Genomic DNA, 19148 nt, shown 5'->3' with positions numbered 1-19148 from the left:
GTCCTTCGTATCCCGATGGCTATCGGGACGTACCTCGTACCTTCAACTACTTCAGCCAGCCTTCAACCTCTTGTAAGGTGGGATTCTGAACATTTTCAAGCTTCATCTTTTTGCGCATGCCGCACACGTCGTTGAAGAGCTTGGATGCTTTCATCTCTTTCATCTGGGCCATGGAGTTGATGCCGAGCTTCTGCAGTATGGGTACCAGGTCTGCCCGCACACCAGCCTGCTCGAACTCCTGTTCGGGCGCTGCTGAAAATGCTTTTTCAGGTTTCATCTGCGGGAAGAACAGCACATCCTGGATCGAAGCCGAGTTGGTCATGATCATGGAGAGCCTGTCGATGCCGATGCCCAGCCCTGCGGTAGGCGGCATTCCGTATTCAAGGGCGCGCAGAAAATCTTCGTCGAGGGTCATCGCTTCTTCATCGCCGCGTTTGCCGAGCTCGAGCTGCTCTTCGAAACGCTGGCGCTGATCGATGGGGTCGTTCAGCTCGGAGAACGAGTTGGCGATCTCCTTACGGTTACAAATGGCTTCGAAACGTTCTACCAGTCCCGGCTTGCTGCGGTGCTTCTTGGCCAGCGGCGACATCTCTATCGGATAATCAGTAATGAATGTAGGCTGGATCAGGTTCGGCTCACATTTCTCTCCGAAGATCTGGTCGATCAGCTTGCCTTTGCCCATGGTATCGTCCATCGGCACATGAAGCTTGCGGCACGTGTCGCGCAGCTCCTGCTCGTTCATATTCGAGATGTCTACGCCTGTAAAATGTTGAATGGCTTCGAACATGGTAAACCGTTTCCACGGCCTGCGGAAGTCGATGATGTTCTCTCCTACTTTCACCTCGGTGGTGCCGTGCAGGTCTAGCGCCACTTTTTCGATCATTTCCTCCACCAGGTCCATCATCCAGTAGTAGTCCTTGTACGCAACGTACAGCTCTATCTGTGTGAACTCAGGATTGTGAAAGCGCGACATGCCTTCATTGCGGAAGTCTTTCGAAAATTCGTATACGCCAGGGAAGCCGCCAACGATCAATCGTTTCAAATACAACTCATTCGCAATACGCAAATACAACGTCATGTCGAGTGTATTGTGATGCGTTTTGAACGGCCTCGCTGCTGCACCGCCATACAACGGTTGAAGAATGGGGGTTTCCACCTCGAGATAATCTTTGGCATTCAGATATTCCCGCATAGAATTGACCAGCTTTGTACGCTTTCTGAATGTATCGCGTACCTGAGGATTGACAATCAGGTCTACATAACGCTGACGGTACCGTTGCTCGGGATCGCTGAAAGCATCGTGCAGCACAACGTTACCCTGCTCGTCTTTTGTTTGTTTAACGATCGGCAGCGGTCTGAGTGCCTTCGACAACAATTTGAATGCGGTAACGTGAATGGATATTTCTCCTGTTTGTGTTGTAAAGCCATATCCTTTTATACCGATAATGTCTCCGATATCGGTAAGCTTTTTAACAACGGTGTTGTACAAAGTTTTATCCTCGCCCGGGCACAGGTCGTCTCTTCTCAGGTAGATCTGGATCCGGCCTGTTTCATCCTGGATCTCCGCAAAACCGGCAGAGCCCTGGATCCGCATGCTCATCACACGGCCAGCGATCGAGATCTGACGATAGTCACTCTTCTGGCGTTCGTAATTCTCGAGGATTTCGGCAGCCGAAGCGTTGACCTCAAATAATTCTGCCGGATAAGGATTGATCCCCAACTTTTCAAGTTCCTGAAGCTTTTGTCTGCGGATGCTTTCCTGTTCGCTTAACGCCATAGTTTCTCAATTTTGCAGGGGCAAAAATAATGGAATAAAGCGGAGGTAAAAATGCGGAACGGCTATCTGGAGGCTCTTCTGCGCCTTAATTCCTTGCGGATGAGCAACAATTCGCGGCTGCTCTGCCCCGCAACGGATGTATTTTCTGCTGCCCTCCTGAAAAGATAAGGCATCACCGCCCTCACGGGACCATAAGGAACATATTTGGCCACTCTGTAGCCTGCCTTGGCGAGGTTGAAAGAAATGTTATCGCTCATGCCATAAAGCTGGGCAAACCACACGCGGGGGTCGTCGGCCTTGATCCCGTTCTCGGCCATGAGCCTCACCAGCAGGTGATTGCTTTGCTCGTTGTGCGAGCCACACATGAGGCTGACACGATCTATATGCTGAATGCAGAAGAGCAGGCCGTCGTTGAACGCCTTGTCTGTGGCTTCTTTGTCGGGCTGGATGGGACTGGGATATCCCTGGCTCTCTGCCCGCGCGCGTTCTTTTTCCATATAGGCGCCGCGCACCAGCTTGGCACCGAGAAAATAATTATTGTCGAGGGCTTTTTTATGGGCATGCCTGAGGTTGGCCAGGGTCTCTGTGCGGTAAAGCTGATACGTGTTAAAGACGATCGCCTTTTCCTTGTTATATCTGGCCATCATCTCATCGGCCATGGCGTCTATGGGTTCCTGGATCCAGGTCTCTTCGGCATCTACCAGCACAGGTACTTTATGCTCATAAGCTTTGCGGCAGATGGCATCGACCCGGGCTTTCACGCGGGTGTAGGCTGTCTGCTCTTCGTCTGAAAGCTTGTCGCCGCGCTGAACTTTCTCCAGCAGGGCGGTGGAGGCCAGGCCCGTGACCTTGAACACGGAAAACGGGATATGTTTGGAGGTTTTGGCTTTGTCGATGGTACGCAGCAGCTCGGCCAGGGTTTTATCGAAGTCTTCTTCCGATTCTTCGCCTTCCACGGAATAGTCCAGGATGGTGCCTACCCCGAAAGCTCCGAGCTTGTTTATGGCCGCATCGCTTTTTTCGATGCTTACGCCTCCGCAAAAGTGATCGAATACGGTTTTTTTAATGATCCCCTCGATCGGTAGTCGCAGGTTGAGGGCGAATTTCACCATTCCCGTGGCGGCGGCTGAGATCCAGGGATGGTTAACGGTTGAGAAGATGAAGTTGGCTTTTCGCAGCTCAGCGTTCGATTTGTAAGAGAATGCTATCGCGGTGTCTTCAAAAGAGATTTTCGGCTCGGGTTCCATAATGCAAAAGGTGCGCAAATATAAAAATTGCAATTATTCGGCCGCGAAATCGTTTCCAGAATTACGCCAGATTGCAAACAGGCGTTGTTTTTTGATAACTTTCAAACCTATTATTTGATAAACGGATGCCCGATAACATTCTTTTTTCGTCAGCCCCGGCGGCAGACCTGAAAAGCTTCCTGGACGCGAAAAAATACAGCAAACTAGCCGTGCTTACGGACGAGAACACCTTCCGCCACTGCTATCCGTTGCTGGCGCCGGCATTGCCCGCCCATGAGGTGATCACGGTCAAAAGCGGCGAAGAGCACAAGAACCTGGAGACCTCGGCCTACATCTGGCAGGCCATGACAGACCAGGCGCTCGACAGGCATTCGGCCATGGTGGTGATCGGGGGTGGTGTGCTGGGAGATATGGGCGGTTTTTGCGCTGCCACCTATAAACGCGGCATTGACTTTATTCTGATCTCGACCACGTTATTATCGCAGGTGGATTCCAGCATCGGCGGAAAGCTGGGCATCGATTTCAACCATTTCAAGAACCACATCGGCGTTTTCCAGTTACCCGTCTTCACCCTGCTGCACAGCGGGTTTTTAAAGACGCTGCCCAAAGCCGAGCTCCGGTCAGGTTTTGCGGAGATCATCAAACATACGCTGATCTCGGATGAGGCTATGTGGAACGAGGTGAGGTCACGGGCCTTCGAGCAACAGGATTGGGAAAAGCTGACCCGGCATTCGGTCGATTTCAAATCATATGTGGTAACAGAAGATCCCAAAGAAAAAGGGCTCCGGAAGATCCTGAACGCAGGCCATACCATCGGTCATGCTGTAGAGAGTCATCTGCTGAACTCGGGCAACAAGGTTTTGCACGGGGAAGCGATCGCTGTGGGGCTTATCGCGGAAGCATACATTGCTCATAAACGCGGACTGTTATCGCAAACATCACTGGATGAGATTACGCGTTACATTCTCCAGGTGTTTGGAAAGGTTACGCTTCACGTGAAGGATGACGACACCATCATTCAGCTGGCGTTGCAAGACAAGAAAAATAAAGGGAATAGGATTCTCTGCGTGCTTCTCGAAGGTGTGGGAAAAGCCCGTTGGGATTGTGAAATTAGTGCAGAAGAGGTAAAAAGTGCTCTTTCATTTTACCGTTCGGCCTAAACGTAGTGTACCTCTGAATCGTCAAAGACACGCTGTTCACGCGGTTCCGTTTTGAGAGTTTGCTTCAGGCGTGCTGTTCCTTTTGTGATCAACTTTTTGGTCTTTTCCTTACGAGTGCCTGTTAGTAACCAGGCTGCCAATAAAGCACCAGACGCCAAGCCTACTCCAATTGCTATTTTGCTGGTTGTACTCATATAGTACAAATAACTTGTTTTTCGACGGAAATGTTACATCACGTTTTAAAAAAATCTTTTCGATCGTGTAATTTGCCCGGCATAAACTTTTTGCTTTGAACTCAACGTTATCCATCACACAAAAATCATCTCTGCGCGGCACCGCCTCCGCCCTGCCTGCGTCAAAAAGTATCGCCAACCGCGTGCTCATCATGAAGGCGCTGGCAAAAAGCGAGTCAGCATTGCACAATCTTTCCGATGCCAACGATACGCAGCTAATGTTGCGGCTCGTAAACTCTCCTGAAACAGAGATCGATGTAGAGGATGCGGGCACTACCATGCGTTTTCTCACTGCTTACTTTTCTATCACCAATCAGAAAAAGATCCTTACCGGCACCGCGCGTATGAAGGAACGCCCGATCGGCATCCTCGTCAACGCCTTACGTTCGTTAGGAGTTGACATCGCGTACCTGGAGAAAGATGGTTATCCGCCGATCAGGATCAATGGCTTCTCTTCTCAAAAGACAAACGCGATCAGCATCCGCGGAGATGTGAGCAGTCAGTTCATTTCAGCGTTGATGATGGTGGCGCCAGTGCTACCACAGGGACTCACCCTTACACTTGAAGGAAAGATCGGGAGCAGGCCCTACATTGAAATGACCGCGTCACTGATGAGGCATTTCGGCACCACGGCAGAATTTGCAGGCAACACGATCTCCATCAAGCCACAAACTTATCGCGCGGCAGAATTCACTGTTGAGTCAGACTGGTCTGGCGCGAGCTACTGGTTCTCATTCGTAGCGCTTGCCAAGGAAGCCGACGTGGTCCTTCCACGATTGTCACTTCAGTCGTTGCAGGGTGACCGTGCCATCGCAGACATGACGGCCCTGGGTGTGAAGGCCGAGCTCGTGAACGGAGAGCTCAGGCTCACGAAAGCATCCGGTGCAAAAGAGATCAGCTGGGATTTCACACACTGCCCTGACCTGGCGCAAACCGTTGCCGTGATCTGTGCCGCAAAAGGTATCAAAGGAAATTTCACAGGACTCGAAAGTCTTCGCATCAAAGAAACTGATCGCATCGCCGCGCTTCAAAACGAGCTGCGAAAGATCGGCGCCGACCTGCGTGAAGACGACTCCACACACTGGACCTTGTTGCCTTCAACAAAGCTTCCCTCGTCGGCAAGTTTCCAAACCTACAAAGATCACCGCATGGCCATGGCCTTCGCACCACTGGCAACACTGATGAATGTGGAGATCGAGAACCCGAGTGTGGTGAGGAAGTCGTATCCGAGGTTTTGGGACGATGTGAGGAGCTTCGGGTTTCAAATAGAGGTGCGTTAATAAATGCATTTCACGCGAGGCACTTTAATGCAAAACGCAAAGAACGCAAAGAAAACGCAGAGGAATGCACGCAAGTCTCGCAGTGCGCGTAAATAGAACATCGTTCACCTGTTATTTTATAGTGCCGAAGAACGCAAAGGGTTCGCTGACGCTCTTTCAAAGGTTTGCCTAAAGAAACCTCCGCGGTCTTTGCGCTTTTCTCAGCGTTCACTGCGGTTAAAAAAATCTTGGCGCACTTTGCGCACTTTGCGTGAACCGGTATTTCTCACGCTTGCGTGAACTCTCATTTCAGAATTCCAGCTTATTCAAATACTCAGGAGCATACATCAACCGGCTTCCGTACCAGGAGAACATTTCGCCATCAACCAGCATGATGCGGGCGGTGGGTGCGAGCTGTTGGATCTCGTTGTAATGTTTTTCCTGGAAGGGATAAGGTTCGGAGGAAAGCAGGATCACGTCAGGTCTTAACGTGGCGATCTCATCGCTGGTGATCTCGGGATAACGCGGCTTGCCGGCCAGGCAGTTTACGAGGCCAAGCATTTCAAGCATGGTATTGATAAACGTTTGTGACCCGGCGGCCATCCATGGTTTTCGCCAGATCAGGTAAAGCACCCTTTTTGAGTCGTGTTTCTTCAGTGTTGCAAATGCGCTGGTAATGCTGCTGATGATCGCTGCCGCCCGCGTTTCTGAAGAAGTGAGCTCGCCGATGGAGCGGATCATGGTAATGGCATCGTTCAGGGAAGTGATGTCGCTCATCCACACAGGATATTGCTGCTGCAACTTTTCAATGCCGTCTTTATAATTCTCTTCCTTGTTGCCGATGATGAGATCGGGCTGAAGCGCTTCAATGGCATCGAAGTGAAATTGTTTTGTGCCACCGATGATCTGTTTGGTTTTAAGCCACTCGTGTGGATGGACGCAGAATTTGGTGATGCCAACTACCTGCTGGTGGAGGCCGAGGTGGTGCAGCAATTCGGTTTGTGAAGGAACGAGTGAGACGATCCGTTGCGGCGGACGGGGAAGTGTGAGTTTATTTCCGAGCTGATCGAAAAACGACCGGTCTGGCATTTTCCGGAATTAAGGTAGTGCTTAAAAACAACGCACAGAGCACACAGAGAAAAGACCCTCTCTATAAAAACTCTGTGGCCCTGCGCGTATATCTTATCCAACCTCGATCGGCTGGTGTATCTGATTGGGGAGCTGGATCGTGAAGGTTGAACCTTGACCCACTGTTGAATTGACAACAATCACTCCTTTCAATTTTTCTATCGTGTCTTTGACAATGAACAATCCTAATCCTGTTCCCTGAGCGTGGTCTGTAGCTCTGAAGAAGAGGTCGAAGATCTTCTCCTGGTACTGTGGCTCGATTCCTATTCCATTATCTTCAAAGCGAATTTCGCAAATTTCTTCGTTTATGTAAACAGAAATCTTTACGAATGGTTCAATTTTATCCGGATCGTAGTACTTAATAGCGTTAGACAATAAGTTCGCTACTACAGTTCTTAAACGTATACCATCAGAATAAAATTCACTGTTTCCGTGAATTTCGAACTGGACATCAATTTTAGATGGCTCATAGAGGGATCTGAGGTCTCCGAGTTCGTCGTTCAATAACGTCGCAATATTAATCTTCTCCCGTTGAAGCGCAAGCTTTTCGTTCCTGAAAAAATCATTCATTTCTTCAATGAACGAATCGAGCCTGACGAGGCTCTTCCTGATCAGCCGGAGATATTTATCTTTTTCAGAAGGTGCAGCTTTCTCGGCGATGTTCACGAGACCCATCGCAGACATGAGCGGCGCTTTGAGATCATGTGTAGTTTTGTAGATCACCTGATCGAGCTGCTGATTGGAGCGGATGAGCGCTTCTTCCTTGAGCTTTTTGCTGGAGATATCATGAAGCTTGAGCACCAGTCCATGAATGCTCGCTTTGTTGAGGAAATTGGAGACCTCAACATCGAAATAATTTCTTTTGTCGTTGCCGGCGTTCAGCGAGATCTCGTCATGGAACGACACTTGCGCCGGATCTTTCAGGCACCGTTTCCAGTTACCAGTTTTTTCAGCGTTGATAAAATTGAAAATATTCTGGCCGAGGAGCTTCATGGGCTCGATGCCAAATGCCCGTGTTACAGACGATGAGATGTAGCGGATCTTGAAATCCTCGTCTGTTACAATCAAAATATCGTCTGAGTTTTCAACCAGTTCTTTAAACATCCCGTCATTCTCCTTCATACACACAATCCAACTGTTTAAATATAATTACCCCTGAGACCGAGGTGATTAGCAGAAAAAATCCACTTCGCGAGGCGGCGATCAGATCATGATCGCCATGCTGCTGAGCTGCCCGGAAACTTTGAGGTTAGATGAGTTAACCGTGGCCTGGTTTAATTCAAATTTTAATTTACCGTCAACTACTTTAAAATTGATACAACTTCCTTTCTGCCCTAATCCATTTCCATCAGTAATGGTCAATACTGATTTCCCCGTTGTACTTGTTTTTATACTTTCGAAATCCTTGTTCTTTGATTTTCCTACGTAAACCACCTGGCAATCGCCTGCTTCTGTAGGGGCGCCAAGCATCCTGATCACGTATTTTTTGCTGCCTTTGGGCTTGCCGTCATACCATTGTTTGAGGGTGTTGAAGACCTTTTCGTCACCGATCACCCCTACCACGAAGTCGCCTGCTTCGGCCTCGTTGGGCCACTGGACGTACTTAATAAAATTATACAGCATCGCTGCATGTATCTCATGAGTAGGTCTTTCCTGCGCCCTTACCCCGATGGCCAGTACGGTCATCGCCAACAAAATGACAGTCTTCTTCATAGATATTATATACAGTTACTACGTATGCCAATCTCTACGATAAAAAAAGGAAAAAACCCCACCCCGATTTCTCGGGGCCGGGGCTTCCAAACAACCCATTAAATCAATATTGCCATTGAAGAGAGTGCGCCTGAAACCTTGAGGTTAGAAGCCTCAAGTGCTTTCTGGTTCAGCTCGAACTTCAGTTTATTGTCAATTGTCTTGAAATTGATGCCGCTTCCTTTTTCACCAAGACCATTCTTGTCGGTGATCACCAGCGTTCCTTTACCTTTCACTTTGTTGTTGATGGCATCGAACTCGCCGCTTTTCGACTTGTCGATGAACACCACGTGACAATCTGTTATTTCATCAGAAGAATTGAATTTCTTGATCACATACGTTTTAGAACCGCGGGGTTTGCCGCCATACCACGTATTCAAAGTAGCATATACATCTGCATTGCCAACAACGCCGATCACGAACTCTCCGGCGGCAGTGTGATCAGGCCACTGAACGTATTTCGTAAAATTGAAAACCATCATCGAGTACACTTCATGGATGGGTCTGTCCTGGGCGATCGCGCTTCCTGACACAAGTACCGCGGCGATCAAAAGAGCTTTAAATTTTTTCATAACTAAAGAAAATTCTTGGGTGTTGTTTGTCTTTGTTGATACAAAAATAGGTCTCCCGGCCGCTAGCCTGAAAACCTATAAGGGCAACAACCTTAGCGATGTAAGGTTTAAATCCATTATTATTTAATATACCTGAAATCGTGACCCGGTTTAAGCTGTAAAAGGAACTCGTAGATCAGATTTATAACGTTTTCGACGTCATCTTTATGTACCATTTCAACGGTGGTGTGCATGTATTTAAGTGGCAATGATATGAGTGCCGAAGCGACCCCTTCTGCAGAATAGGCAAAAGAATCGGTGTCTGTGCCCGTAGAACGTGACACTGCCTGCCGCTGGAAGGGAATTTTACGCTTCTGCGCCGTGTCTATCACCATTTTTAACACATTGTTCTGCACGGCCGGACCATAACAAACCACAGGGCCATTACCACATTTCAGGTTGCCACTTTCCTTCTTGTTGTACATGGGCGATTGTGTATCGTGCGTCACGTCTGTACAAATGGCCAAATCCGGTTTTAAGCGGCGCGAAATCATTTCGGCTCCGCGAAGCCCGATCTCTTCCTGCACAGCGTTTACTACATAGAGGCAAAAAGGAAGTTTTTTCTTGTTTTCGCTGAGCCTTCTGGCCACTTCGGCGATCATATAACCACCCATTCTGTTATCCAGCGCACGGCCCACCAGCCACCGCTTGTTCATTTCCATGAGCTCATCTTCAAAAGTGATCACACACCCTACATGGATGCCCATGGCTTCCACTTCTTTTTTAGACTCAGCGCCCACATCGATGAAAATATTCTTCAAGGTAGGGGGCTCTTCTTTGGCGGCATCCCGCACGTGGATGGCAGGCCAGCCGAACACACCCTTTACGATACCGTTTTCAGTGAAGATATTCACTCTTTTGGAAGGTGCGATCTGGTGATCTGACCCACCATTGCGGCGCACATAGATGTATCCTTCTTCTGTGATGTAGTTCACAAACCACGAGATTTCGTCGGCATGCGCTTCGATCACCACTTTGTAATTGGCCTTGGGGTTGATCACACCCACCACGCTTCCGTAGACGTCAACGATGTGTTCGCTGACATAAGGTTTAACATAGTCGAGCCAGATCTGCTGACCGGATGATTCGAAGCCGGTTGGCGAGGCATTGTTGAGATACTCAAACAGGAATTCCTTGCTTTTTTTATCCATCAGAGGGAAGGTTTAAAGTTTAAAGTTTAAGGTTTAAAGTTTGAAGTTTAAAGTTTGAAGTTAAGCTGGATCAAATTTCAGTTTTAAAGTTGAGATGGCAAGCAGCCGATGATATTACAGCGGAATGTTGCCGTGTTTCTTTTTCGGCAGCTTCGCCACTTTGTTCTCCAGCATCTGGAAAGCCCTGATCAGCTTTTCGCGGGTCTGGTCGGGGTAGATCACCTCGTCGATATAACCGCGGTGCGCAGCCCTGTAGGGATTGGCGAACTTGCGGGTGTATTCATCCACTTTTTCATTCAGCTTGGCCTGCGGGTCAGCCGATTCAGAGATCTCCTTTTTAAAGATGATCTCCGCCGCTCCCTTTGCACCCATCACCGCGATCTCGGCCGTGGGCCAGGCATAGTTCATGTCTGCGCCGATGTGTTTGGAGTTCATCACATCGTATGCGCCGCCATAAGCTTTGCGGGTGATGACAGTAACCCGCGGCACGGTGGCCTCCGAGAACGCAAAGAGCAGCTTGGCGCCGTTGGTGATGATGGCATTCCACTCCTGGTCTGTGCCCGGCAAAAAACCAGGCACATCTTCAAACACCAGCAGCGGAATGTTGAAGCAGTCGCAGAACCTCACAAACCTGGCGCCCTTGATGCTGGAGTGGATATCGAGCACACCGGCCAGTGACGCAGGCTGGTTCCCCACCACGCCGATGCTGCGGCCTGCGATGCGTGCAAAACCGACCACGATGTTCTCGGCGAAATTTTTATGCACTTCAAAAAAGCTGCCTTCATCCACCACACCGTTGATCACCTCACGCATATCGTAAGGCTGATTGGGATTAGCAGGGATCACCGAGTTGAGCGCGGGCCTCCGTTCATCGGCAGGTGTATAGGGCATGCGGGGCGCTTCGTCTTCACAATTCTGCGGCATGTAGCTGAGAATGGTCTTGATCTGGGCGATACACTCCGCTTCGTTGGCGCAGGCAAAATGTGTGACACCACTTTTGGAGCTGTGCGCGATAGCGCCGCCAAGCTCTTCGGCTGTGACGTTCTCATGCGTTACGGTTTTTACCACGTTGGGCCCGGTCACAAACATAAAGGAAGTGTTCTCTACCATAAAGATAAAGTCTGTGATGGCGGGGGAGTAAACGGCACCACCGGCACAGGGGCCCATAATGGCCGAGATCTGGGGGATCACACCCGAGGCGAGGGTGTTGCGATAAAAGATATCGGCATAACCACCCAGCGAAACCACCCCTTCCTGAATGCGGGCACCACCGGAGTCGTTGAGCCCGATGATGGGGGCACCGTTCTTCATGGCGAGGTCCATGATCTTGACGATCTTTTCGGCGTGGGTCTCAGACAGCGATCCACCAAAGACGGTGAAGTCTTGCGAAAAGACATACACCAGCCTGCCGTTGATGGTGCCGTAGCCAGTGATCACACCATCGCCCAGATAGTATTCCTTATCAAGGCCGAAGTCTTTGCTGCGGTGCATCACAAATTTTCCCAGCTCTTCGAAAGAGCCTTCATCCACCAGCAGGTGAATACGTTCGCGGGCCGTCAGCTTTCCTTTGGCGTGCTGCTGTTCGATCCGTTTTTCTCCTCCTCCCTGCAGCGCCTCCAGGTTCTTGCGCTCGAGCTCGTTGAATTTTTCCAGAAGTACGGGGTCTGTGATATTGCGTTTGGCCATGATAAAGGGTATATGAATGGTGCCAAAAATAAGTAAAAGGCGGTCGAAATATAGTATTAAATTCGCACGGCTTTAGGGGAGGTTTCAGGTTCAAAGTTTAAAGTTTAAAGTTCGTCGAGGGTAACTTTAAACCTTAAACTTTCAACTTCAAACTTTTAAAACTGCGAAATGCAAAACAGGATCGCCATTATTGACCTTGGTACAAATACCTTCCATTTGCTGATCGCCGAAGGGAGCGGGAATGGCTATAATATCATTCTTCGCGACAGGCTGGCAGTGAAGATCGGGATGGGCGGCATCAATAACGGGGTGATCACTGAAAGTGGTCTGCAACGGGCCCTGCTGGCCATGCAGAGCTTTAAAAATATCCTCGATGGGCATGGGGTTGACGTTAAGAACACGTATGCCTTCGGCACCAGTGCGCTGCGCAATGCCAGGAACGGCCAGGAGATCGTAGACAAGATCAGGTCGATCACCGGCATCGGGATCTCCATCATCCCCGGCGACCAGGAAGCGCATTACATTTACCTGGGCGTAAGGGCGGCGCTGGGACTGGGCCATGACAAGAACCTGATCATCGATATCGGCGGGGGCAGCGTAGAGTTCATCATCGCCGACCATGACCAGGTATTCTGGAAACAAAGCTTCGAGATCGGTGCGCAGCGGCTGCTGGAGATGTTCCAGAAACACGATCCCATTCACCCCGCTGAAGTTTCGGAGCTAGAAGCCTATTTTCACAAATCGCTGGAACCGTTGTTCCAGGCGCTTCAGAAATTCAATCCTTCTATTCTGGTTGGTTCATCGGGCACGTTCGATACCCTCAGCGATATTTTCTGCATCACCCATCATATCGAGAAGTCGCCCGAAGAGGTTGAGACGCCCCTCTCGATCGAAGGCTTCTATGAGATCCATAAGGACCTGTTGCTGAAGAACCGGGAACAGCGCATGCTGATCCCCGGCATGATCGAAATGCGCGTGGATATGATCGTGGTAGCGTGCTGCCTCGTGAAATTCCTGCTGGAGAGCCACCACTTCGCGCGCATCAGGGTATCTACCTACTCGCTGAAAGAAGGTGTGCTGGCCTACCTCACCGACCAGCTGAAAGCCCGCACATCAGATTATTGAGTTGGCCAGGCTGGCGAGGTTCTTCGACACCTTGATGTTCCGTTTTTCGAGCTCAACGTTGTTGATATCATAACGCAAGGTGTTGTTCTCCATCAGTACAAAGCTGAAGCCCGCGCCTTTCCTGAACAGGCCCTCGCGTTCGGCGATCACCATGGTAGATTTTCCATCGGTTGCCTTCACAATATCCGAGAGGTTGCTGCTTTTTCCATCGGCAAGAAAAACGATCTGGGCTGCGCCTATTTCACCGGCATCGTCTGTTTGCGTTACCTTGATGATCTGCCCGTTGATATGTTTGCCGGAGACCTGCTTCATGAGCTCTTCGTACATTTTCGATTTTCCGAAAACAACGATGTGAAACTCACCGGCACTGGATGGCCACGTTGAATACTTGGCGATATTCAACACAAACAGCGAGTGCACCTGGTAATTGGTGGTCTGCGCCCTGACGCTGCAGGCGAGGGTTGTAAGGAGGATTAAAGCCGATATTTTTTTCATGGGGTGTTACTGCTTTTTGAAGTTCAACTGATAGGACAACTTCACTACGAATTCGAGGCTGCGGCCCGGGATGGGTGCATATCCGCCATTGTATGCCTGTGGCAGGGAAGGTTGCTCGTTCAGGATGTCAAAGGCACCTACGCCAGCTGTGAAGCCCTCTGTGAAGAGGTTATTGACATTGAAGAAAACATTTGCCAGCAGGTACGGGTCGAGGCTGGTGGCCACAGGTTCATCGTTATCATCCGCGGTTACGTAAGCATACCGCTTGCCACCGTAGATGAAGCTTGGATTGACGCTGAACCGGGGCGTAAGATAAAATGCGGAGTTGATGGCGATCTTGTTTGCCAGCATACCGGCATACTGCGTGGTGGTTTGAGGCACCGTGTAGGTTGCCACGGTTTCGTCACCTTTAATGGCATGACTGAACGAGTAAGAGATGTTGGCATACCACGATTTTCTGCGGATGCTGTAGATGAACTCAACGCCGCGTGTACCGGTCTTGGTGGCGTTCTCATACCACTCGGTAAAATCTTCTCCGCCTGTTCCCTCCGAGCCATAGGTGAGAATGTCGCGTGTGGTGAGGCTGAAGGCATTCACGGCCAGCAGCATTTCGGGCGTGAACTGATAACCGAGCTCAAACTCGAACACATTCGATTTTTCAGGGCTCACGCTTCCGGTCTTCGCGAGATTGATGTTCTGGATCGACGGCGCGCGGAAGGCCTGGCTATACAATACCTTGAAATGGAAGTTCTCGATCTTTTTCGTCAGCGCCATACGCGGCACAAAAGCGGCACCGTAGTAGTTATTCTTCTCGTACCGGAAGCCCAGCGTGGCATTCACGAGGCGGTGCTTGAGCAGGCCCTGGGCAAAGAAAGCAAAGTTGTTGAGCTGAAAGGTCTTCGCGCCCCTGAATGAATCACCGGTGAGCATGTCGGTGCCTTCGTCCGTAAAATACAAGGCTCCGAAATTCACATTGATCTTGCGGGAAATATCGTACACTGCTTCAAGCTGCGAGAGCAGGCGCGTGGCCCTGATGTTGAAGAATTTTTCTCTGTCGAGCGTTGCGCCCCAGGTCCAGGGCACCTGGTTGTAATATTTCACCTGGGGGATGATGGTAAGCTTCGGGGAGGCCTTCCAGTGGTAACGGAGATCGGTATAAAAATTCTTGAATGAAATGAAGAGGAACGGATCCGAAGTTTCGAACTGATCGTACATGGTGCGGAGCGAAAAGCCTTTGTACCGCAGGCCAACGTTGATGTTCATGGGGTCAGCGGAAGTAGTTTTTATCAGGTTCTGGGGTACGGTATCCTGGAAGAGATCCTGATAGGCCTTATTATCGCTCACAATACCTTTGCCTTTGAAAAAGGAAAGGTCCCATGAGAGGTCCGCAGATTTTTGCGCGAGCATTACACCGGCATTGGTACGGCCAACAGCATCGGAATGAAAACCACCTGTTCCATAAACAGCAACACCATTGAGGCTTTCGGCAGCTTTGGTAACGATGTTGATCACACCGTACTCTGCCGAGCCACCATAGATCGCAGAGCCGGGTCCGCGGATGATCTCGATGCGTTCGATGGCATCAACAGGGAAGCGGTTGCCCACCGCCACGGTCTGGTACAACAGGTCGTTGAACGGCTGTCCATCCAGCATCACCAGCACCTTGCCTTCGTTGGCCCAGTTGCCGCGAAGACCGATGCCCATCACAAACTGCAGATCCTGCGCGATGTCAAAGCCCGGGATCAGCCTCAGGATGTCGGTGAGGTCACGCGCTCCCATGTTCCGGATCTCTTCTGCCGTAACAAGGCTGATAATGCCCGGCGTCTCTCTTGTTGTAAGGGCTTTTGATGACGAAACGGTAAGGTTCTGATTGAGTACTTTCTGGAGCTCGCTTTCTTCTGTAAAAGCGCTCATCTTCAGCAATGAGTCCAGGTCCTGAGAGAAGGCGGTCAGTGGGAAAATCAAGGCAATGGCGACCGTCCTCGCAACGAGTTTTATCATACCAACTATAGCATTAAGGGGTTTAGCATTACTTCGTTCTGAAAATCAACTGGCTAATAACCAGGAGGTTTGCAGGGTATCATAAATAAAGCCAAAGCAAATATCTGCATAATTTGGGAGAATTGTAAGCCGCCCGGACCGGAGCGTCCCAATTCAGGAGAAAGAGTCCACGGTCCACGGACGACAGTCCACAGCAGCGCAGTGTGATATCAACTATCGTACTTCGTATCCAGATAGTTGGCAGTAGGCAAATGCTCAGAACTTAACACTACCCGGCCGTGGACTGTGGACCGTCGACTGTCGACTATTGTTTTATAACGATCTTCTTTCGATCCACTGACTTTCCTTTTTTGTTTTCGATGAAGTATAGACCGGGTGAAAGGCCCTCCGTAACAGCAGGATCGGTGACCGATACATCTTTCACCTGTTTCAGCACCTTTCCTTTATCATCCATAATGGTGACCATGTTTTGTCCGGATCCACTGGAAGCGAAACCACCAGGCGGAGCCGGATTGGTGAGCACCACAACTTCTACCGTAACGCTGACTTCCCAGGTGAACCCATCGGCAAAGTGTAAAGTTGCAGTAACTCCTTCCAGATGAGTAAAGGGGGCCAGGTTTTTATAAAAATAAATGGAGACAGCATCGCCTGTATAAGTGTACGGTTGAATGGTAGTAGTCCAGGTTGTGTATAAATAACCACCGTGGCCGTTGATGAATGAGGGGTCAATGTCGATACTGAAGGACCCGATAGCATAAGGTGCATAAGAATATATCAGTACCTGTGATGGACCGTTGATCTTTGCGGCATAACAAGCGCTGGCCTGATGCGCTACCGCCATCAGCAAGAGCGACATAAGGAGGTAAGAAAGTTTTTTCATAAGAGGTTTTGTTTAATTATATCCAGTAGGCTTTACCAGAATTACGATCTGACACTAGTGTGTTATAAAGATCTTCTTTCGCGAGACCGACCCCTTATCGCGGGTTTCCATGATGTAGAGGCCGGGCGTCAAACCTTCTGTGATCACGGGGCTATCTGCCGGAAGGCCGTGTGCTGCCCTGAGCACTTTTCCTCTATCGTCCAGAATGGTTATTGCACTTTGTTCAGGTCCGGCACCCGCAGCAGCACTGGGCATCAGAGGTGGATTGAACACAACGACCTGCACCTGCGTGTTATTCTCCCATATGGACCCATCGGTAAAATATGAGTTTGCAAAAACGGTTTCATTGTGGGTAAATGGAGCCAGGTTCCTGAAAAAATAAATGGAGACAGCATCACCTGTATAAACGGTGCCATTATACGAAGTATGCCATCTTGTGTACAGGTAAGGGCCACGTACCTGTGAAAGTGTAGGATCGACACTGATGCTGAAACCTCCTATTGTAAATGGTGAATTCGCGTTAATGTAAACCGTTGACGGGCCGGAGATCTGGGTTCCATAACACGCGCTGGCCTGGTGGGCCACCGTGAGCAGCAAGAGCAACATGAGAAGAGGAGAAAGTTTTTTCATAGGTGTTTTAGTTTAATTAACCATACAAGTAAAAATTTATAGTTGGATTTGAAATGATGCTTGAAAAAAGGAGGATGGGACTACCCGTGAGTGAGCAATCGTAATGATAACAACCGGTATTGAACGAAGAATGGGGATTATAAAGCCTGATCGACTGCCATGAAGGAAGGGCAAAACAGCACGGAGACTGTGTGAGAGGATTTTCATGTAAACTGTATTAGGCGTTGTAACGAGAGATCTACCTGCCCAATGACCCTACAGCGATACTAAAATAATGTTTTTTTACTGTTTTCCCAGTAGCGTCTCCGGTTTTTTACCCCGAACGCGGTACCATAAGGCAATTACCAGTATGATGGCCGTTGAAAAGATTGCCACAACGCCAATGTAATCGCCGAAATACGTGTATAACGTTTTCCGCGAATTAGCCCTTAATGTCTGTTTGATGGCTGTTGGCTTATATTCGCTGACCGTTTGCAGCAACTCACCGCGTTGATTGATGAAACAGGAGACGCCATCATTGGAAGATCGTGCAATGCTTCGCCTGTTCTCTATCGCCCGCAGGCAGGCATAATGCATAAATTGCGCGGCGCCTGTGCGGTCTTTATACCATCCTTCATTGAGCAGAATGAATAAAAGATCCGATCCTTTGTTAACATATTCTGCGGCAGACGTTCCGAAGAGGGTCTCATAACAGATCATGGGTGTAACGCCGATATTCCCATTGGCAGATGTGAAGACATTGTTGTTCACCTTGCGTGTGGAAAACGAAAAGCCGCCCAGGGAGCTGACCACGTTCCTCAGCACAGAAAACTCCCTGACGTAGGGAATGGTCTCCTCCACAGGCACAAGCTGTTTTTTTGTACGCACAGGAATAGTATTGCCGCCGCCCAGCTGAAGCGCGGCATTGTAGGTATAATACCATACTTTAGAAGCAGATGAGTATTGAACATGGGGAAGCGCTTCGGGCGCCGGCCTTTCGTTGTACCGCTCGTAAAGAATGGCGCCGGTGATCAGTTTGCTTTTAGGATAGACAGCGAGCGTGTCTTTAATTCTTTTGATCAGTCGATCCTGGCGCAGGTTTTCCAGCCATCCTGCATCGGTAATGGCGGTCTCCGGCCATATAACGTAGTCGGTATTGGGCGTAATCTCCCGAAAGGTCAACGCCAGGTATCGTTTCACCAGGTCACCGGGGTCTGACGCATACTTTACATCATAACAATCTGTGTTCGGATGAATGGCCACAACTTCAACCGGTACACCTTTCTCTTCATAGGAATAGAACAACAGCAATGAACCCGATGCAGGAATAACCATACACGCCAGCGGGACCAGCCATGATCTCGCGGGAATGCGCGAGAACAATACTTCCTGACCAACGAAAGCTTTTTTAATGACGATAAAGACACTGATGTTCACAATCAGGATCCACAACGAGCCGCCTAACACTCCTGTGTACTCATAGAACTGCACCAATTGCGGGTACCGCGATAGGCCATTTCCCAACGTCATAAACGGAAAGGCGAATTGCCACGAATGATGAAAATACTCCAGGGCAAGCCAGGCGGAGACAAGACCTACATAACCTGTTACGGGTCCCACCCTTCGTTTGACCCACCTGAAAAACAGCCATGGAATGGTCAGCAATAACGGATTGATGAGATGGATCAGCACGCCACCGGTGACCGTTGTCTTGTAGATCCAGTAGGTGGTTGAGACATGCCAGGTCACCAGTGCCAGGTAGATGTATAAAAAGCAGGTCCATGCGGGCAACCTGAACCGTTCTGTTACAAGCTCGATGAGGAGCAACGGCACCATTGCGAAAAATAAAAGAAACACAAATGGCAGCGGAGGCCAGGCCAGGCTCAGAAAAAGGGCTGCGCTCATTGACAATACGAGCAATGAGAAATGGGGCTTTTTTGATGACATGCGGAGGGTTTGAGTAACTGTACTCAATATACTGAAAAACAGTCGACAGTCCACGGTCCACAGACCACAGACGATTCGTATAAGGAT

General features: G+C 49.6%; 16 protein-coding genes. 3 read left to right on the top strand and 13 right to left on the bottom strand.

What is annotated here, in order from left to right:
- Positions 1 to 46 precede the first annotated feature (46 nt).
- On the bottom strand, positions 47 to 1777 hold the full coding sequence (lysS, locus tag KK083_RS06895) for a lysine--tRNA ligase (RefSeq protein WP_254161872.1): 1731 nt from the start codon (positions 1775 to 1777) through the stop codon (positions 47 to 49).
- 62 nt (positions 1778 to 1839) lie between these two features.
- Positions 1840 to 3024 carry a proline dehydrogenase family protein gene (locus KK083_RS06890; protein WP_254161871.1) on the bottom strand — a complete coding sequence of 395 codons (1185 nt, stop codon included), beginning with the start codon at positions 3022 to 3024 and terminating at the stop codon, positions 1840 to 1842.
- Positions 3025 to 3149: 125 nt separating this feature from the next.
- On the opposite strand from KK083_RS06890, the gene aroB reads away from it, so the two are divergent.
- Positions 3150 to 4184: a 3-dehydroquinate synthase gene (aroB, locus tag KK083_RS06885; protein ID WP_254161870.1), complete on the top strand. Its 1035-nt coding sequence runs from the start codon at positions 3150 to 3152 to the stop codon at positions 4182 to 4184.
- A 289-nt stretch (positions 4185 to 4473) separates the two neighbouring features.
- A complete protein-coding gene (locus KK083_RS06880; protein ID WP_254161869.1) occupies positions 4474 to 5697 on the top strand; it encodes a 3-phosphoshikimate 1-carboxyvinyltransferase in 1224 nt (407 codons plus the stop codon).
- Between the two features lie 288 nt (positions 5698 to 5985).
- Here KK083_RS06880 and KK083_RS06875 read toward each other — a convergent pair whose 3' ends face one another.
- The 6 genes from KK083_RS06875 to KK083_RS06850 all read right to left on the bottom strand — a co-directional run bounded on the left by KK083_RS06875 (position 5986) and on the right by KK083_RS06850 (position 12004).
- Complete coding sequence (locus KK083_RS06875) at positions 5986 to 6765, bottom strand: ABC transporter substrate-binding protein (RefSeq protein WP_254161868.1); 780 nt, start codon at positions 6763 to 6765, stop codon at positions 5986 to 5988.
- A gap of 93 nt (positions 6766 to 6858) precedes the next feature.
- Entirely contained in the window at positions 6859 to 7926 is a 1068-nt protein-coding gene (locus tag KK083_RS06870) for an ATP-binding protein (RefSeq protein WP_254161867.1), read from the bottom strand.
- Between the two features lie 81 nt (positions 7927 to 8007).
- Positions 8008 to 8517 (bottom strand): YfiR family protein, encoded by a 510-nt coding sequence (locus tag KK083_RS06865; RefSeq protein ID WP_254161866.1) that lies wholly within the window; start codon positions 8515 to 8517, stop codon positions 8008 to 8010.
- Between the two features lie 98 nt (positions 8518 to 8615).
- Positions 8616 to 9128 (bottom strand): YfiR family protein, encoded by a 513-nt coding sequence (locus tag KK083_RS06860; protein ID WP_254161865.1) that lies wholly within the window; start codon positions 9126 to 9128, stop codon positions 8616 to 8618.
- Positions 9129 to 9247: 119 nt separating this feature from the next.
- Positions 9248 to 10318 carry a M42 family metallopeptidase gene (locus KK083_RS06855; protein WP_254161864.1) on the bottom strand — a complete coding sequence of 357 codons (1071 nt, stop codon included), beginning with the start codon at positions 10316 to 10318 and terminating at the stop codon, positions 9248 to 9250.
- A gap of 114 nt (positions 10319 to 10432) precedes the next feature.
- Positions 10433 to 12004: an acyl-CoA carboxylase subunit beta gene (locus KK083_RS06850; RefSeq protein ID WP_254161863.1), complete on the bottom strand. Its 1572-nt coding sequence runs from the start codon at positions 12002 to 12004 to the stop codon at positions 10433 to 10435.
- Between the two features lie 168 nt (positions 12005 to 12172).
- On the opposite strand from KK083_RS06850, the gene KK083_RS06845 reads away from it, so the two are divergent.
- Entirely contained in the window at positions 12173 to 13129 is a 957-nt protein-coding gene (locus KK083_RS06845) for a Ppx/GppA phosphatase family protein (RefSeq protein WP_254161862.1), read from the top strand.
- Here KK083_RS06845 and KK083_RS06840 read toward each other — a convergent pair.
- The 5 genes from KK083_RS06840 to lnt form a co-directional block, all read right to left on the bottom strand.
- Positions 13118 to 13624 carry a YfiR family protein gene (locus KK083_RS06840; protein WP_254161861.1) on the bottom strand — a complete coding sequence of 169 codons (507 nt, stop codon included), beginning with the start codon at positions 13622 to 13624 and terminating at the stop codon, positions 13118 to 13120. The genes KK083_RS06845 and KK083_RS06840 overlap by 12 nt on opposite strands.
- A 6-nt stretch (positions 13625 to 13630) precedes the next feature.
- Positions 13631 to 15625 carry a TonB-dependent receptor plug domain-containing protein gene (locus KK083_RS06835; protein WP_254161860.1) on the bottom strand — a complete coding sequence of 665 codons (1995 nt, stop codon included), beginning with the start codon at positions 15623 to 15625 and terminating at the stop codon, positions 13631 to 13633.
- A 304-nt stretch (positions 15626 to 15929) separates the two neighbouring features.
- Positions 15930 to 16505, bottom strand: a complete 576-nt coding sequence (locus KK083_RS06830; RefSeq protein WP_254161859.1) for a T9SS type A sorting domain-containing protein — start codon at positions 16503 to 16505, stop codon at positions 15930 to 15932.
- Between the two features lie 54 nt (positions 16506 to 16559).
- Entirely contained in the window at positions 16560 to 17135 is a 576-nt protein-coding gene (locus tag KK083_RS06825; protein ID WP_254161858.1) for a hypothetical protein, read from the bottom strand.
- A 282-nt stretch (positions 17136 to 17417) separates the two neighbouring features.
- Entirely contained in the window at positions 17418 to 19061 is a 1644-nt protein-coding gene (gene lnt, locus KK083_RS06820) for an apolipoprotein N-acyltransferase (RefSeq protein ID WP_254161857.1), read from the bottom strand.
- Positions 19062 to 19148 lie beyond the last annotated feature (87 nt).

Source organism: Chryseosolibacter histidinae (assembly GCF_018598225.1).
In the GTDB taxonomy this organism is placed as follows: Bacteria; Bacteroidota; Bacteroidia; order Cytophagales; family Cyclobacteriaceae; genus Chryseosolibacter; species Chryseosolibacter histidini.
Note: the sequence above shows the minus strand (reverse complement) of the source record. Positions and strands in the feature narration are given on the sequence as shown.

Bases quoted from the DNA above. Each gene is read 5' to 3' on its own strand.
- KK083_RS06890 (WP_254161871.1), bottom strand. From the start codon at position 3,024: ATGGAACCCGAGCCGAAAATCTCTTTTGAAGACACCGCGATAGCATTC.
- KK083_RS06835 (WP_254161860.1), bottom strand. From the start codon at position 15,625: ATGATAAAACTCGTTGCGAGGACGGTCGCCATTGCCTTGATTTTCCCA.
- KK083_RS06875 (WP_254161868.1), bottom strand. From the start codon at position 6,765: ATGCCAGACCGGTCGTTTTTCGATCAGCTCGGAAATAAACTCACACTT.
- KK083_RS06845 (WP_254161862.1), top strand. From the start codon at position 12,173: ATGCAAAACAGGATCGCCATTATTGACCTTGGTACAAATACCTTCCAT.
- KK083_RS06865 (WP_254161866.1), bottom strand. From the start codon at position 8,517: ATGAAGAAGACTGTCATTTTGTTGGCGATGACCGTACTGGCCATCGGG.
- KK083_RS06860 (WP_254161865.1), bottom strand. From the start codon at position 9,128: ATGAAAAAATTTAAAGCTCTTTTGATCGCCGCGGTACTTGTGTCAGGA.
- lnt (WP_254161857.1), bottom strand. From the start codon at position 19,061: ATGTCATCAAAAAAGCCCCATTTCTCATTGCTCGTATTGTCAATGAGC.
- lysS (WP_254161872.1), bottom strand. From the start codon at position 1,777: ATGGCGTTAAGCGAACAGGAAAGCATCCGCAGACAAAAGCTTCAGGAA.
- KK083_RS06830 (WP_254161859.1), bottom strand. From the start codon at position 16,505: ATGAAAAAACTTTCTTACCTCCTTATGTCGCTCTTGCTGATGGCGGTA.
- KK083_RS06840 (WP_254161861.1), bottom strand. From the start codon at position 13,624: ATGAAAAAAATATCGGCTTTAATCCTCCTTACAACCCTCGCCTGCAGC.
- KK083_RS06825 (WP_254161858.1), bottom strand. From the start codon at position 17,135: ATGAAAAAACTTTCTCCTCTTCTCATGTTGCTCTTGCTGCTCACGGTG.
- KK083_RS06870 (WP_254161867.1), bottom strand. From the start codon at position 7,926: ATGAAGGAGAATGACGGGATGTTTAAAGAACTGGTTGAAAACTCAGAC.
- KK083_RS06850 (WP_254161863.1), bottom strand. From the start codon at position 12,004: ATGGCCAAACGCAATATCACAGACCCCGTACTTCTGGAAAAATTCAAC.
- KK083_RS06855 (WP_254161864.1), bottom strand. From the start codon at position 10,318: ATGGATAAAAAAAGCAAGGAATTCCTGTTTGAGTATCTCAACAATGCC.
- aroB (WP_254161870.1), top strand. From the start codon at position 3,150: ATGCCCGATAACATTCTTTTTTCGTCAGCCCCGGCGGCAGACCTGAAA.